11 protein-coding genes and 1 pseudogene are annotated in these 14,206 nt (G+C 71.0%); 6 read left to right on the forward strand and 6 right to left on the reverse strand.

Translation table 11 applies throughout. The annotated features are described in order from the left end of the window. The 4 genes and pseudogenes from AB0O82_RS06140 to AB0O82_RS06155 all read right to left on the reverse strand — a co-directional run. A pseudogene (locus AB0O82_RS06140) lies at nt 1-525 on the reverse strand (hypothetical protein); the annotation flags it as partial. A gap of 184 nt (nt 526-709) precedes the next feature. After that, nucleotides 710-1,384: a response regulator transcription factor gene (locus AB0O82_RS06145; protein ID WP_063347446.1), complete on the reverse strand. Its 675-nt coding sequence runs from the start codon at nt 1,382-1,384 to the stop codon at nt 710-712. Then, nucleotides 1,381-2,685 carry a sensor histidine kinase gene (locus tag AB0O82_RS06150; RefSeq protein ID WP_363580684.1) on the reverse strand — a complete coding sequence of 435 codons (1,305 nt, stop codon included), beginning with the start codon at nt 2,683-2,685 and terminating at the stop codon, nt 1,381-1,383. Before AB0O82_RS06150 ends, AB0O82_RS06145 begins: the two co-directional genes overlap by 4 nt. Nucleotides 2,686-2,856: 171 nt before the next feature. Next, nucleotides 2,857-3,546, reverse strand: coding sequence for a TetR family transcriptional regulator (locus tag AB0O82_RS06155; RefSeq protein WP_363580686.1), 690 nt, complete (start codon nt 3,544-3,546; stop codon nt 2,857-2,859). A gap of 215 nt (nt 3,547-3,761) precedes the next feature. Here AB0O82_RS06155 and AB0O82_RS06160 point away from each other — a divergent pair, with 215 nt between their 5' ends. Then, nucleotides 3,762-5,366, forward strand: a complete 1,605-nt coding sequence (locus tag AB0O82_RS06160) for an MFS transporter (protein ID WP_363580688.1) — start codon at nt 3,762-3,764, stop codon at nt 5,364-5,366. Between the two features lie 190 nt (nt 5,367-5,556). Here the strand turns inward: AB0O82_RS06160 and aceE are convergent, their stop codons facing one another. Then, a complete protein-coding gene (gene aceE, locus AB0O82_RS06165; protein WP_363580690.1) occupies nt 5,557-8,307 on the reverse strand; it encodes a pyruvate dehydrogenase (acetyl-transferring), homodimeric type in 2,751 nt (916 codons plus the stop codon). 518 nt (nt 8,308-8,825) lie between these two features. Here aceE and AB0O82_RS06170 point away from each other — a divergent pair. From AB0O82_RS06170 to AB0O82_RS06190, 5 genes are all read left to right on the forward strand, one after another. Further along, a complete protein-coding gene (locus AB0O82_RS06170; protein ID WP_363580692.1) occupies nt 8,826-9,266 on the forward strand; it encodes a DUF3052 domain-containing protein in 441 nt (146 codons plus the stop codon). Between the two features lie 289 nt (nt 9,267-9,555). Next, nucleotides 9,556-10,014, forward strand: a complete 459-nt coding sequence (locus tag AB0O82_RS06175; RefSeq protein WP_363580694.1) for a peroxiredoxin — start codon at nt 9,556-9,558, stop codon at nt 10,012-10,014. A 208-nt stretch (nt 10,015-10,222) separates the two neighbouring features. Continuing rightward, entirely contained in the window at nt 10,223-10,798 is a 576-nt protein-coding gene (locus tag AB0O82_RS06180; protein ID WP_363580696.1) for a TerD family protein, read from the forward strand. A gap of 242 nt (nt 10,799-11,040) precedes the next feature. Beyond that, nucleotides 11,041-11,619, forward strand: a complete 579-nt coding sequence (locus AB0O82_RS06185) for a TerD family protein (protein ID WP_363580697.1) — start codon at nt 11,041-11,043, stop codon at nt 11,617-11,619. A gap of 157 nt (nt 11,620-11,776) precedes the next feature. Next, nucleotides 11,777-12,880, forward strand: a complete 1,104-nt coding sequence (locus AB0O82_RS06190; protein WP_363580699.1) for a DUF475 domain-containing protein — start codon at nt 11,777-11,779, stop codon at nt 12,878-12,880. Nucleotides 12,881-12,950: 70 nt separating this feature from the next. Here AB0O82_RS06190 and AB0O82_RS06195 read toward each other — a convergent pair whose 3' ends face one another. Continuing rightward, nucleotides 12,951-14,120 carry a DUF2637 domain-containing protein gene (locus AB0O82_RS06195; protein ID WP_363580701.1) on the reverse strand — a complete coding sequence of 390 codons (1,170 nt, stop codon included), beginning with the start codon at nt 14,118-14,120 and terminating at the stop codon, nt 12,951-12,953. Nucleotides 14,121-14,206: the final 86 nt, after the last annotated feature.

Consider the following 14,206-nt stretch of genomic DNA (forward strand, 5'->3'; position numbering starts at 1 on the left):
GCGGGGGGCGGGGCGGGGGGGGGGGGGGCGGCCCCCCCCCCCCCCGCCCCCCCCCCCGCGGCCGCGCGGGTCGAAGACGAGGATCCGGCGGTCGCCGTCCAGCAGGGCGCGGTAGCGCTCGGCGCGGGTGCGGGCCTGCTCGTGGTCCTGCGGGGTGAGCGCCGGGTCGGTGGCTCGGGCGAGTTCGCGGCCGAGCTCCGCGGTGAGGGCCAGCGTGTTGGCCCGGTACCGGAGTTGGACCGGGGCGCCGTCCAGGTTGCCGACCACCAGTGGGTGCCGGACGGCCAGCGCGTCCTGCTGGGCGGGCGTCAACTCGGCGAAGAAAGCGGCGACTTCGGCCGGGGTGGCGGTGGCCGGGTCGGGCGGGTGGACGCCGAGCGCGGTGTCGGCCACCCAGGCGGCGCTGCCCGGCGGCGGGCCGGTGACGGCCTGTTGGGCATCCGTGGAGAAGCCGCCGAGACCGAGCACCGCGGCCAGCATCACCGTACTGGCCGCGATGGCTCTCTTGACCCGAAACTTCCCCATGTCCGGCCCCTCCCTCGTCCGTTCGACTTCGACGGAAAGGAAGGTAGAAATGCGACGGCCCCGCGGACGTCACACCGCGGGGCCAACTCCCGGGTGCTACCGGGGTACTACTCGGGGTATCGCTCGGGGTACCACGGGGGTGCCGCCCGGGGGGCGGTGGCCGGGACCACCGGCCCGGCGGGCGTCACTGGCCCGGCGTCACGAGGCCGGACTCGTAGGCGAGGACGACGGCCTGGGCGCGGTCGCGCAGGTCGAGCTTGGCGAGGATGCGCCCGATGTGGGTCTTGACGGTCTGCTCGGCCAGGACCAGCCGGCCGGCTATCTCCTGGTTGGACAGGCCGCGGGCGATCAGCTCCAGCACCTCGGTCTCGCGCGGGGTGAGGCCGTTGAGCCGCAGTTTGGGGTCCCGCCGCCGGGCCGGCCGGTTGCGGGCGAAGTCCTCGATCAGCCGGCGGGTCACCGAGGGGGCGAGCAGCGCCTCGCCGGCCGAGACCACCCGGACCGCGGAGATCAGGTCGGCCGGCGGGGCGTCCTTGAGCAGGAAGCCGCTGGCCCCGGCGCGCAGCGCCTCGTACACGTAGTCGTCCACGTCGAAGGTGGTCAGCATCATCACCTTGGGCCGGTGCGCGCCGGGGACGGCGGGGTCGAGCAGTCGGCGGGCGGCCTCCAGACCGTCCATGACGGGCATGCGGACGTCCATCAGCACCAGGTCCGGGTGGGTGCGGCCGCTCACCTCCAGGGCCTGCGCGCCGTCCGCCGCGTCCCCCACCACGTCGATGTCGCTCTGGGCGTTGAGCAGGGCGGCGAAGCCGGCCCGCACCATGGCCTGGTCGTCGACGATGATCACGCGGATGGTCATGCGGGCTTCTCCCGGGGGGTTTCGAGGGGCAGGACGGCGGCGACCTTGTAGCCGCCGTCCGGCATCGGGCCGGTCTCCAGCCTGCCACCGACCAGCCGGGCGCGTTCCCGCATTCCGATCAGTCCCTGTCCGGTGCCCTCCATAGAGGCCTCCAGCGACTCGGTGTGCTGGGGCGGGGGCGTGTTCACCACGGTCAGCAGCAGGGTGGCGCCCTCGTCGACCAGGGATATCCGGGCCCGCGAACCGGGCGCGTGGCGCACCACGTTGGCCAGCGCCTCCTGCACGATCCGGTACGCGGACAGGCCGACGGCCTTCGGCACCGCCTCGGCCAGCCCCGGATCCACCGTCAGCTCGGCCGGGACCCCGGCCCGCCCCACCGTCTCGATCAGCTGCGGCAGCTGCTCGATCCCGGGCTGCGGCACCTTCTCGGCGGCGGACTCCTCGCTGCGCAGCACGCCCAGCAGCCGGCGCATCTCGGTCAGCGACTCGCGGGCGGTGCCGGCGATGGCGGTGAACTCCTCGGTGGCCGCGGCCGGTACGCCGGTGATCCGGTACGGCGCGCTGGCCGCCTGCACGGCGATCACCGACATGTGGTGGGCGACCACGTCGTGCAGTTCCCTCGCGATCCGGGCGCGCTCCTCCAGCAGGGTGCGCCGCTCGCGTTCGGCCTCGCTGATGTGCTCCTGTTCGGCGAGCAGCCGGCGGGCCTCGGTGCGGTCCTGGACGGCCCAGCCGAGCAGCAGGGCGGCGCCGCCGAGGGCGACCAGCAGCATGGTGGTGCCGTCGTCGGCGTGCGGGAAGCCGAGCGTGGTGGTGAGGAGGGTGAGCAGGATCGTCGCGATCCAGACCGCGATCAGGGTGGCCCGGCTCTCCCGCAGCGCGAGCGCGATCAGCAGGAAGACGTACGCCAGGACCATCGGCGCCGTCCACGGCCAGGTGCCGCCGAACTGGTGGTGCCGGGCGGTGATGGAGGCCGTGGTGACGAGGGTGGCCGCGCTGATCCACCAGGCGGCCAGCGGCCGGGTGATGGCGAGCAGCAGCGGTGCGGTCTGGGCGACGGTGAGCGCGCCGGCGATGGGCACGGCGACGCCGTAGAAGTCGACCAGCGCGACGATCCCGGTGGGGATCAGCGAGGCCTGCATGATCAGCGCGACGACGTACGGAAGCCGGCGCAGCCAGGCGCGGGGCGAGTCCCCGAGCAGCGGGGCGTACCCGCCGGTCGGGGTGGTGAGGTGGTGCCGGAGCGAGCGGAGCAGCCGGAGGGCCTGCGCGCGGACTTCGGTCGTGGTGATCGTCTTCATCGCGGGCCAGCCTAAGAGGGTGCCGTCCGCCCGTCGTCGCACTGGGGTCGAACATCGGAGTGCTACCGGAGTAGGGGGTGCTACCCGGGTACTACTGCTCCCGGCACGGTTCCGGGGCCGGGAGTGGTGCCCGCGGTACTACCGCGGGCCGGTACTACCGCGTGGCCGGTACTACTGCGGGCCGGTGCGCCAGTGGCCGGCCAGGGCCGGGCCGAGCTGGTCGAAGTGGCGCTCGATGACGGCGACCATGCCCTCGGGCCCGGCGGGCTCCTGGTCGGGGGTCCAGGACAGGTGGGCGGCGCGCAGCACGCTGCCGAAGACGGCGGCGAGCACGGTGGGGCGCAGGTCCTCGGCCGGGTCGAGGCCCTCGCGCTCGGCGAGCACCCGGACGACCACCCGTTCCTGCTCGGTGACCCGGCGCAGGTGGGTGGCGAGCAGGGTGGGGGTCTCCTCGATCATCCGCATCAGTTCGAGGGCGGTGGTGATCGAGCGGGGGCCGCTGCGGTGTTCGGCGCCGAGTTCGCGCCAGGACTGGACGATCGCGGCGCGCAGGGCCTGGAGCGGGGACTCGTGGGCCGGGCGGCGGCACAGGCACTCGATGAAGTAGTCCTCGGCGTCGGCCATCACGGCGAGCGCGACCTCGTCCTTGTTGGCGAAGTAGCGGAAGAAGGTGCGCTGGGAGACCTCGACGGCGGAGGCGATCTCGTCGACGGTGGTGCGGGCGAAGCCCTGGCCGAGGAAGAGCACGTGGGCGGCCTGGACGAGGGCGTCCCTGGTCTGCTGCTTCTTGCGCTCGCGCAGCCCTGGCAGCCGTTCGGGGGTGCCCGGGGCGGCGGTGGGGGTGGGGGTGCGAGCGGCCATGGCGGGGCCTTCCGAGCGCGTGCGGGCGGGGTGAGGAGCACAACCTTAGCGCTCTGACAAATGTCAGCCAGAGTCAGAAGTCAGTGTTTGCCGAATGTCAGTGGCTGACATAATCTGCCGGAAGTGGCGCTCGCCGACCGGGCACTCGTGGGGACGGGTGGGTCGCGGCGCCACGCCCACGTTCCGTTCTCTGCCACGCCCCCGGAGGGCCCCAGATGAGCCAGTCCGTCGTCAAGAACGCCAAGGCGGACGTCCCGCCGCAGCGCACGCCACCGGGCGGGGGAGGGCTCAAGGGGCACCCCTGGCTGACCCTGCTGACCGTCGCGGTCGGCGTGATGATGGTCGCCCTGGACGGCACGATCGTCGCCATCGCCAACCCCGTCATCCAGGCGGACCTGAAGGCCGCGCCCTCCGAGATCCAGTGGGTGACCAGCGGCTACCTGCTGGCCCTGGCGGTCTTCCTGATCACGGCCGGCAAGATCGGCGACCGGTTCGGCCACAAGAACACCTTCCTGGTCGGCGCCGTCGGCTTCGCCGCCACCTCGGCCGCGATCGGCTTCGCCGGCAACATCCAGACCGTGATCGCCTTCCGGGTGCTCCAGGGCCTGTTCGGCGCGCTGCTCCAGCCGGCCGCGCTCGGCCTGCTGCGCGGCGCCTTCCCGGCCGAGAAGCTCAACATGGCGATCGGCATCTGGGGCGGTGTGATCGGCGCCTCGACCGCGGCCGGCCCGATCGTCGGCGGCCTGCTGGTCGAGCACGTCAACTGGGAGTCGGTCTTCTTCATCAACATCCCGGTCGGCCTGATCGCGCTCGGCCTCGGCCTGTGGATCCTCAAGGACGTGCGGGCCGAGAAGGCCGCCAAGTCCTTCGACCTGCCCGGGATCGCGCTGCTCTCGGTGGCGATGTTCGCGCTGGTCTTCGGCATCATCAAGGCCCCCGAGTGGGGCTGGGGCGACGCCCGCACGCTGCTGTTCCTGGGCGGCGCGGTGGTCCTGATGGTGCTCTTCGCGTTCTGGCAGGCCCGGGCGAAGGAGCCGCTGATCCCGCTCAGCCTGTTCCGTTCGGTGCCGCTGTCGGCGGGCACCCTGCTGATGGTGCTGATGGCCTTCGCGTTCTTCGGCGCGATCTTCTTCGTGACCTTCTACCTGCAGAACGTGCACGGGATGTCGCCGGTGTCGGCCGGTGTCCACCTGCTGCCGATGACCGGCATGATGATCATCGGTTCGCCGGTGGCGGGCATCGCGATCGGCAAGCTCGGCCCGCGGATCCCGATCGTGGCCGGCATGCTGATCACCACCACCGCGATGTTCGGCATGTCCACCCTGGACGCGGGCTCCGGCACCGGCGTGATGTCGCTCTGGTTCGTCCTGATGGGCCTCGGCATCAGCCCGGTCATGGTCGGCGCCACCGAGGTGATCGTCGGCAACGCCCCGCTGGAGCTGTCCGGTGTGGCCGGTGGCCTCCAGCAGGCCGCGATGCAGGTCGGCGGCAGCCTCGGCACCGCGGTGCTCGGCGCGCTGATGGCGGCCAAGGTCACCGACGTGCTGCCGGGCAACTGGGCCAGGGCCGGCCTGCCGCCGGTCCAGGGCGCCGAGGCCGAGGGCCTCAAGCAGGCCGCGCAGCTCGGCATCGCCCCGCCGGCCCCGGCCGGCACCCCGCAGCAGGCGGTGGACGCGATGGCCGGCGCCGTGCACGACTCCTTCGTCAGCGGCATGTCGCTCGCCTTCGCGGTCGCCGCCGTGGTGGCCTTCGGCGCCGCCGTGCTCGGCCTGCTCACCCGCCGGGGCACCGTCGACGCGGGCCCGGCCGTCCACATCTGATCCCGCGCGGCCGACGGCCAACGGCCGACGACCAGCGGCCCCGGACTCGATGGAGTCCGGGGCCGCTGCGTGCCCTCATCCGCCGCCGCGGGCCGGTGGGACCAGCGGGACCCGCTCGGGTGCACCCGGGAACGCCGAAGGGCCGGACCTCCGTGGTCGGAGGCCCGGCCCTTCAGGGTCTAGCGGGTGATCAGGCGTCGCCGCCGGCGGCGCCCGGGTCGGCCGCGGCCACGTCGAGCAGCTGGTAGCGGTCGATCGCGTCCTTCAGCGCGCTGCGGTCGACCTTGCCCTGCTTGGCGAGCTCGGTGAGCACCGCCAGGACGACCGACTGCGCGTCGATGTGGAAGAAGCGACGCGCCGCACCGCGGGTGTCGGCGAAGCCGAACCCGTCGGCGCCCAGCGACTGGTACTGACCGGGCACCCAGCGGGAGATCTGGTCCGGCACCGCGCGCATCCAGTCGGACACGGCGACGACCGGGCCCTCGGCACCCTGGAGCTTCTGGGTGACGTACGGCACGCGCTGCTGCTCCTCGGGGTGCAGCAGGTTGAACTCCTCGGCCTCCACCGCGTCGCGGCGCAGCTCGTTCCAGGAGGTCGCGGACCAGACGTCGGCCTTGACGTTCCACTCCTCGGCGAGGATGCGCTGGGCCTCCAGGGCCCACGGCACGGCCACGCCGGAGGCGAGGATCTGGGCCGGGATCTGGCCGGCGGTGCCCGGCGCGTACTTGTGCAGACCCTTGAGGATGCCCTCGACGTCCACGTTCTCGGGCTCGGCCGGCATCTTGATCGGCTCGTTGTAGACGGTCATGTAGTAGAACACGTCCTCGCCGTGCGGGTGCTCGGCACTGGTGCCGTACATCCGCCGCAGACCGTCCTGGACGATGTGCGCGATCTCGAAGCCGTACGCCGGGTCGTACGCGACGACGCCGGGGTTGGTCGAGGCCAGCAGCTGCGAGTGGCCGTCGGCGTGCTGGAGGCCCTCGCCGGTCAGCGTGGTGCGGCCGGCGGTGGCGCCGATGACGAAGCCGCGGGCCAGTTGGTCGGCCATCTGCCAGAACTGGTCGCCGGTGCGCTGGAACCCGAACATCGAGTAGAAGACGTACACCGGGATCAGCGGCTCGCCGTGGGTGGCGTAGGAGGAGCCGGCGGCGATCAGCGAGGCGGTGCAGCCGGCCTCGGAGATGCCGTCGTGCAGCATCTGGCCGGTCGGCGACTCCTTGTAGGCCAGCAGCAGGTCGCGGTCGACCGACTCGTAGGTCTGGCCGAGCGGGTTGTAGATCTTCGCCGACGGGAAGAGCGAGTCCATGCCGAAGGTGCGGTACTCGTCGGGTGCGATCGGCACGAAGCGGTTGCCGATGCCCTTGTCCCGCATGAGGTCCTTGAGCACCCGGACGAACGCCATGGTGGTGGCGATGGTCTGGTTGCCGGAGCCCTTCTTGACCGCCTTGTACGCGTCGTCGCCGGGCAGTTCCAGCTGACGCGGGCGCACCTTGCGGGTCGGCACGTAGCCGCCCAGCTCGCTGCGGCGGTCGTGCATGTACTGGATCTCTTCCGAGTCGCGGCCCGGGTGGTAGTAGGGCGGGTAGCCCTCGTCCAGCTGCTTGTCGGTGATCGGCAGGTGCAGCCGGTCGCGGAAGCGCTTCAGGTCCTCGACCGTCAGCTTCTTCATCTGGTGGGTGGCGTTGCGGCCTTCGAAGTTGGGGCCGAGCGTCCAGCCCTTGACCGTCTGGGCGAGGATGACCGTCGGCTGGCCCTTGTGCTCGCGGGCCGCCTTGAACGCCGCGTAGATCTTCTTGTGGTCGTGGCCGCCGCGACCCAGGTGCTGGACCTGCTGGTCGGTCATGCTCTCGACCATCTTGCGCAGGCGCAGGTCGCTGCCGAAGAAGTGCTCGCGGATGTACTGACCGGTCTCGGTGGCGTAGGTCTGGAACTGGCCGTCCACCGTGGTGTTCAGCTTGTTGACCAGGACGCCGTCGCGGTCCTGCGCGAGCAGCGGGTCCCAGCTGCGGTCCCAGACCAGCTTGATCACGTTCCAGCCGGCGCCCCGGAACTGGGACTCCAGCTCCTGGATGATCTTGCCGTTGCCGCGGACCGGGCCGTCCAGGCGCTGCAGGTTGCAGTTGACCACGAAGGTCAGGTTGTCGAGGCCCTCGCGCGAGGCCAGCGACAGCTGGCCCAGCGACTCCGGCTCGTCCATCTCGCCGTCGCCGAGGAAGGCGTAGACGTGCGAGTCGGAGGTGTCCTTGATCCCGCGGTGCTCCAGGTAGCGGTTCATCCGGGCCTGGTAGATCGCGCCGAGCGGGCCGAGGCCCATGGACACGGTCGGGAACTCCCAGAAGTCCGGCATCAGCCGCGGGTGCGGGTAGCTGGAGAGGCCGTACGGGGCCTTCGACTTCTCCTGGCGGAACGCGTCGAGCTGCTGCTCGGACAGTCGGTCCAGCAGGAACGCGCGGGCGTAGATGCCGGGGGAGGCGTGGCCCTGGAAGAAGATCTGGTCGCCGGACTCGCCCTCGGCGTCCTTGCCGCGGAAGAAGTAGTTGAAGCCGACGTCGTACAGCGACGCGGAGGAGGCGAAGGTGGCGATGTGCCCGCCCACGCCGATGCCCGGGCGCTGTGCCCGGGAGACCATCACGGCCGCGTTCCAGCGGGTCGCGTTGAGGATCTTTCGCTCGATCTCCTCGTTGCCGGGGAAGAACGGCTCGTCCTTGGTCGCGATGGTGTTGACGTAGTCCGTGCTGCGCATCTCGGGCACGGCGACACGCTTCTCGCGGGCGCGCTCGATCAGGCGGAGCATCAGGTAGCGGGCGCGCTCGCGCCCCCGCTCGTCGATGGCCGCGTCAAGCGACTCCAGCCATTCCGCGGTCTCCTCGGGATCGAAGTCCGGGACCTGACTCGGAAGGCCGCCAATGATGATCGGGTTGCGATCGGATCCGGAAGCCACGCTGTTCCTTCACTGTCGGTCGAAACTGAGGTGTGTCGCGCCGCCTCCATCGTGCTACCGCGCTCGGAGATCCGTCATCTCTACCGATCGGTAACCGTTCCGCCTGGTGGGCGGGACGGTCTGGCGGTGCGCGGGTCCGGGCGACTTCGCCCGCCCCGCACACCCCCGGGTGCTACGTACAGAGGTGGTCCGACCTGGTGTCCCGTCCGCCCGATGGCGGGCGGCCGGGGTGAGGGCCAACAGGAGACTCTACGCCCGCGCACGCGCGGACCCGAATGCCGTTCGTATCTCGGGCATCCGTACGCCCTGTGGGCCGGGACCACCCGAAGCATCCTTGTCTCATGCAGAGAAGGGCAAATCGGTGTGATTCCCGACACATCGAACGGCGTGTCCCCGCTGTGGCACGTCAACCTTTGGGGGGGATCGGGGGGCGGGTACTTGCGCGAACCGCCGCGCCCGTGTGGACTACGGCCACAGCCTCGGCATGGACGCCGGGCCGAATACTGGAGGTTATTCCCGTGAGCGCGACCGCGGACCCCGCGGACAAGTCCAACCCGGCGACCCGTCTCGGCTTCGAAGAGGGCCAGATCATCCAGGAGCTGGGGTACGACGACGACACTGACCAGGATCTCCGCGAAGGCATCGAGGAGCTCACCGGGACGGATCTCGTCGACGAGGACTACGACGACGTCGCCGACGCCGTCCTGCTGTGGCACCGCGACGACGACGGGGACCTCACCGACTCCCTCGTCGACGCCCTGGAGTACCTGGCCGAAGGCGGTCTGATCTGGCTGCTGACGCCCAAGACCGGGCGCGACGGCCACATCGAGGCGTCCGACATCGCGGACGCGGCCCGCACCGCCGGTCTCTCCCAGACCAGCTCGATCGCGGTCGCCAAGGACTGGGCGGCCACCCGGCTCGCCACCAAGTCCACGGCCAAGCCGGCCGGCAAGCGCTGAGCGGGCTCTGAGGCCCCGCACCGGGCCCCGCCGGAGGATCCCTCCGGCGGGGCCCGATCGTTTTCCGGGTCCGGAACCGGGGGCGGCGTCGCCCTCGTCGTCACGGAGCGTGGTCGCCCGGGGTCGCGTCCGCCCCGGGGCCGGCCCGGAAACGCGTTCGCCCAGGGCGAAAGCGGTGGAGCGCGCGGGTGCCGCCCTCATCCATTCGGCGGAACGTGCCCGAACGGATGCGAGGATGGCGCTGGCCGCGCCGCCCGCGCGGCGCGGTCGCGTCAGAAAGGTCACGTCCATGGCCATCGAGGTCGGCACCGAGGCTCCGGACTTCGAGCTCAACAACCAGCACGGCGAAGCGGTCCGCCTCTCCGACTTCCGGGGCGAGCGGAACGTCGTCCTGGTCTTCTACCCGTTCTCCTTCACCGGCGTCTGCACCGGCGAGCTCGGCGCCATCCAGCGGGAGCTGGCGCAGTTGCAGAACGACCGGGTCCAGGTGCTCGGCGTCTCCTGCGACTCGCAGTTCACCCAGCGCGTCTTCGCCGAGCGGGAGGGCCTGGAGTTCCCGCTGCTGGCCGACTTCTGGCCGCACGGCGAGGTCGCCCGCGCCTACGGCGTCCTCGACGAGCGGAAGGGCTGCCCCGTGCGCGGCACCTTCGTGATCGACACGGCGGGCACGGTGCGCTGGAGCGTCGTCAACGACCTCCCGGACGCCCGGGACGAGCAGGAGTACCTGAAGGCCCTCGGCGCCCTCTGAGGCCCCGCGTGGAGGCCCGTGGCGGTGGCCGCGGGCCCGGCCCCGCGAACTTCGAACAGCCGCGCCGGGCCCGTTCGCACGTCCGGACGGGAACCGCGCACTACGCTCGGTCCGTTGGCCGGGTGGGGCACGTGAGCCGCTCGCCGGCCGGCGCCTCGAACCGCACCACGGGGGCACCAGGGCGTGCCTCCCGATTCTTGGAGGACAAGTGGGTGTCAGCCTGAGCAAGGGCGGCAATGTCTCGCTCACCAAGGAGGCCCCGGGGCTTTCGGCCGTGGTCGTCGGCCTGGGCTGGGACGTCCGGACCACCACCGGGACGGACTTCGACCTGGACGCCAGCGCGCTGCTCTGCAACGAGCAGGGCAAGGTCGCCTCGGACGGGAACTTCGTCTTCTTCAACAACCTGAAGAGCGCGGACGGCTCCGTCGAGCACACCGGTGACAACCGCACCGGCGAGGGCGAGGGCGACGACGAGGCGATCAAGGTCAACCTGGCCGGCGTCCCGGCGGACGTGCAGAAGATCGTCTTCCCGGTCTCGATCTACGACGCCGAGAACCGCGGGCAGAACTTCGGCCAGGTCCGCAACGCGTTCATCCGCGTGGTGAACCAGGCCGACAACACGGAGCTGGCCCGCTACGACCTCTCCGAGGACGCCTCCACCGAGACCGCGATGGTCTTCGGCGAGCTGTACCGCAACGGCGCGGAGTGGAAGTTCCGGGCCATCGGCCAGGGCTACGCCTCCGGCCTGCGCGGCATCGCCCAGGACTTCGGCGTCAACGTCTGACCGGACGACACCGGACGGCGCGGGGCGGCGGCGGACGACGGCCGGTCGCCCGGCGCGGGAGCCTTCTACGGGGCGGCCCCGGACCTCCAGAGGTCCGGGGCCGCCCCGGCTTCGTGTCGGCTCCGTGCGCTGCGAGGATGTGAGTTCAGGAAGTTCAGCCGGCCAAACGGGGCCGGCCCGGGCCGTGGGGGACTACACCTTGTAGGCGCGCCCCGGGAGAAGGCAAGGGAGGAAGAACAGTCATGGTGGTCACGCTCGCCAAGGGCGGGAACGTCTCGCTCACCAAGGCCGCGCCGAACCTGACGCAGGTCCAGATCGGCCTCGGCTGGTCCGCCCGTTCGACCACGGGCGCACCGTTCGACCTCGATGCGAGCGCCCTGATCTGTGGTGGCGGCCGGGTGCTCGGTGACGAGTACTTCGTCTTCTACAACAACCTCAAGAGCCCCGAGGGCTCGGTCGAGCACACCGGTGACAATCTCACCGGCGGCGAGGACGACGGCGACGACGAGGTGGTCCTGGTCAACCTGGAGCTGGTTCCGGCGCAGGCGGACAAGGTGGTGTTCGCGGTGTCGATCTACGACGCCGAGGCGCGGCTGCAGAACTTCGGGCAGGTCCGCAACGCCTACATCCGGGTCGCCAACTCCCTCGACGGCGAGGAGATCGCCCGTTACGACCTGTCCGAGGACGCGTCCAGCGAGACCGCGATGATCTTCGGCGAGCTGTACCGCTACGCGGGCGAGTGGAAGTTCCGCGCGGTGGGCCAGGGCTACGCCTCCGGCCTGCGCGGCATCGCCCTCGATTTCGGCGTAAACGTACAGTAAGGGCGAAAAGGCGAAAATCAGAACAATCGCACCCAACCTACGATCATGAGAACAGAAGGCAGTGCGGGGGTGACCTGACCGGGCCCGGCCCGGTCAGGGCGTCTCGGGACGAGGCCGCCCCCGGCACGGCCCGAAACCCGAAAGGTAACCAAGTCCCGTGTTCCTCCGCACTTTCGGCTGGTCGTTCGCGATCACCGTCCTAGGCCTGATCGCGGCCGGACTGCTCTGGGGGGCCCAAGGATTCGGCATCGTGCTGATCCTCTCCATCCTGGAGATCTCCCTGTCGTTCGACAACGCGGTGGTCAACGCCACGGTGTTGAAGCGGATGAACCCGTACTGGCAGAAGATCTTCCTGACCGTCGGCGTGCTCATCGCCGTCTTCGGCATGCGGCTGGTCTTCCCGCTGCTGGTGGTCGGCCTCACCGCGAAGCTCAACCCCGCGACGGTCGTCGACCTCGCGCTGCACTCCGACAAGACGCACGCCGGCCTGACCTACGGTCAGTACCTGGAGGCGGCCAACCCCGCCATCGCGGCCTTCGGCGGCGTCTTCCTGCTCATGATCTTCCTCGACTTCGTGTTCGACGACGAGAAGGAGCACAACTGGCTGGGCTGGATCGAGCGCCCGCTGGAGAAGGTCGGCAAGCTGGACGCCTTCTCCAGCGTCGTCGCGCTGGTCGTGCTGGTGCTGGCCTCCAACTTCTTCGCCGGGGAGCACGCTGAAACCGTTCTGCTCGCCGGTGTCCTCGGCCTGATCACCTATCTCGTGGTCGGCGGCCTCTCCTCGATCTTCGAATCGGGTCTGGAGGAGGACGCCGAGCGCGAGGAGGAGGCCGAGAAGTCCGGCAAGTCGATCCTCCAGGTCGGCGGCAAGGCCGCGTTCTTCCTCTTCCTCTACCTGGAGGTCCTGGACGCCTCGTTCTCCTTCGACGGCGTGGTCGGCGCGTTCGCCATCTCCAGCGACATCTTCCAGATCACCCTGGGCCTGGGCATCGGCGCGATGTACATCCGCTCGCTGACCGTCTTCCTGGTCCGCAAGGGCACCCTGGACGACTACGTCTACCTGGAGCACGGCGCGCACTACGCGATCGGCGCGCTCTCGGTGATCCTGCTGGTCGGGATCAAGTACCACATCCCGGAGATCGTCACCGGCCTGATCGGCGTCGCCTTCATCGGGCTGGCGCTCGGCTCGTCGATCCTGCGCAACCGGCGCGAGGCCGCGCGGGACGAACCGGAACTGGTGAGTACGGGTACCGGCGAATAGCCCGCCGGGTACGCGAAACGGCCGCCTCCGGGAATCCGGGGGCGGCCGTTTCGCGTCGCGGTGCGCCCGCTCAGCCGAGCTGCTGCTCGATCGCGCGCAGCTTGCGCTCCAGCGAGTCCAGCTTGGGCATCGACAGGGTGTCGTCGTCGGCCGTCAGGTCGATGGTCGAGCTGCGGTAGGACGAGCCCGAGGCCGATCCGGCGGACGAGGACGAGGAGTAGGACGACGAGTAGGACGAGGACGAGGAGGACGCCGAGGAGGACGGCGCGTACGACGAGCCGACGGCGGCACGCGGGCGGCGGCCGGCGTCCAGCGCGGCCGGCTCCAGCGGGCCCGAGGCGGCCTGGTGCGAGGAGGCGGTGTCCGACTCGGCGGCTAGGGCAGGCTCCGTAGCGGTCTGGCCGTCGCCGGCAGCCGTGAGCGCGGGCACCTGGCGGCCGCCGCGGGCCCGGGCGAGCATGCCGCCCTGGCGGGAGATGGCCTTCAGCTCGGCCCGCTCGCGGCGGTCGGCCGTGCGGGCCCGCACCTTGGCGTCCAGCTTGGCCTGGCGCTCCTCGCGCACCTCCTCGACCGCCTCGTCCAGGCTGCGGACGTTCTCCAGCAGCATCAGCGACCAGGCCGCGTAGGTCTCGCGCGGGGCGCGCAGCCAGCGGACGATCCGGATCTGCGGCAGCGGGCGCGGCACGAGCCCCTGCTCGCGCAGCGCGGCCTTGCGGGTCTGCTTCAGCGCGCGGTCGAACAGGATCGCCGCCGAGATCGACATGCCGGAGAAGAACTGCGGGGCGCCGTCGTGCGACACGCCGCGCGGCGCGTGCACCCAGTTGAACCAGGCCGAGGCGATCGCGAACACCCAGACCAGCAGGCGGGAGCCGAGCGCGGCGTCACCGTGGCTGGCCTCGCGGACGGCGAGCACCGAGCAGAACATCGCGGCGCCGTCGAGGCCGAACGGGACGAGGTACTCCCAGCCGCCGGACAGCCCCAGGTTCTCCTTGCCGAAGCCCACCAGGCCGTGGAAGGACAGCGCGGCGGCGACACCGGCGCAGCAGAACAGCAGCGTGTAGGAGGAGATGCCGTAGATCATCTCCTTGCGCCGCCGACGCTCCTCGCTGCGCTCCCAGGAGTCGCCGGCCTCTTCCTTCTTCGTGTTCTTGAAACGCAGCGTCGCCAGCAGGACGGCGACGAACAGCAGGGCTGCGCCGCCGACGACGGTCCAGACCAGCTGTATGGAGGTCAGGTTCATTGCGGGTCGGGCCTCGGGTTTCCGCAGGGGACGGGTTCACAGAGCGACACAGGCGGTCAGCTCCCGGTACTCGGGTCGCGCCTGAC

It is taken from the genome of Kitasatospora sp. NPDC088264 (assembly GCF_040685715.1).
Classification (GTDB): Bacteria; Actinomycetota; Actinomycetes; order Streptomycetales; family Streptomycetaceae; genus Kitasatospora.

What these genes read in the sequence shown, in the direction of transcription:
- AB0O82_RS06145 (WP_063347446.1), bottom strand. Translation starts at nt 1,384, where the DNA reads ATGACCATCCGCGTGATCATCGTCGACGACCAGGCCATGGTGCGGGCC.
- AB0O82_RS06195 (WP_363580701.1), bottom strand. Translation starts at nt 14,120, where the DNA reads ATGAACCTGACCTCCATACAGCTGGTCTGGACCGTCGTCGGCGGCGCA.
- AB0O82_RS06185 (WP_363580697.1), top strand. Translation starts at nt 11,041, where the DNA reads ATGGTGGTCACGCTCGCCAAGGGCGGGAACGTCTCGCTCACCAAGGCC.
- AB0O82_RS06155 (WP_363580686.1), bottom strand. Translation starts at nt 3,546, where the DNA reads ATGGCCGCTCGCACCCCCACCCCCACCGCCGCCCCGGGCACCCCCGAA.
- AB0O82_RS06160 (WP_363580688.1), top strand. Translation starts at nt 3,762, where the DNA reads ATGAGCCAGTCCGTCGTCAAGAACGCCAAGGCGGACGTCCCGCCGCAG.
- AB0O82_RS06175 (WP_363580694.1), top strand. Translation starts at nt 9,556, where the DNA reads ATGGCCATCGAGGTCGGCACCGAGGCTCCGGACTTCGAGCTCAACAAC.
- AB0O82_RS06150 (WP_363580684.1), bottom strand. Translation starts at nt 2,685, where the DNA reads ATGAAGACGATCACCACGACCGAAGTCCGCGCGCAGGCCCTCCGGCTG.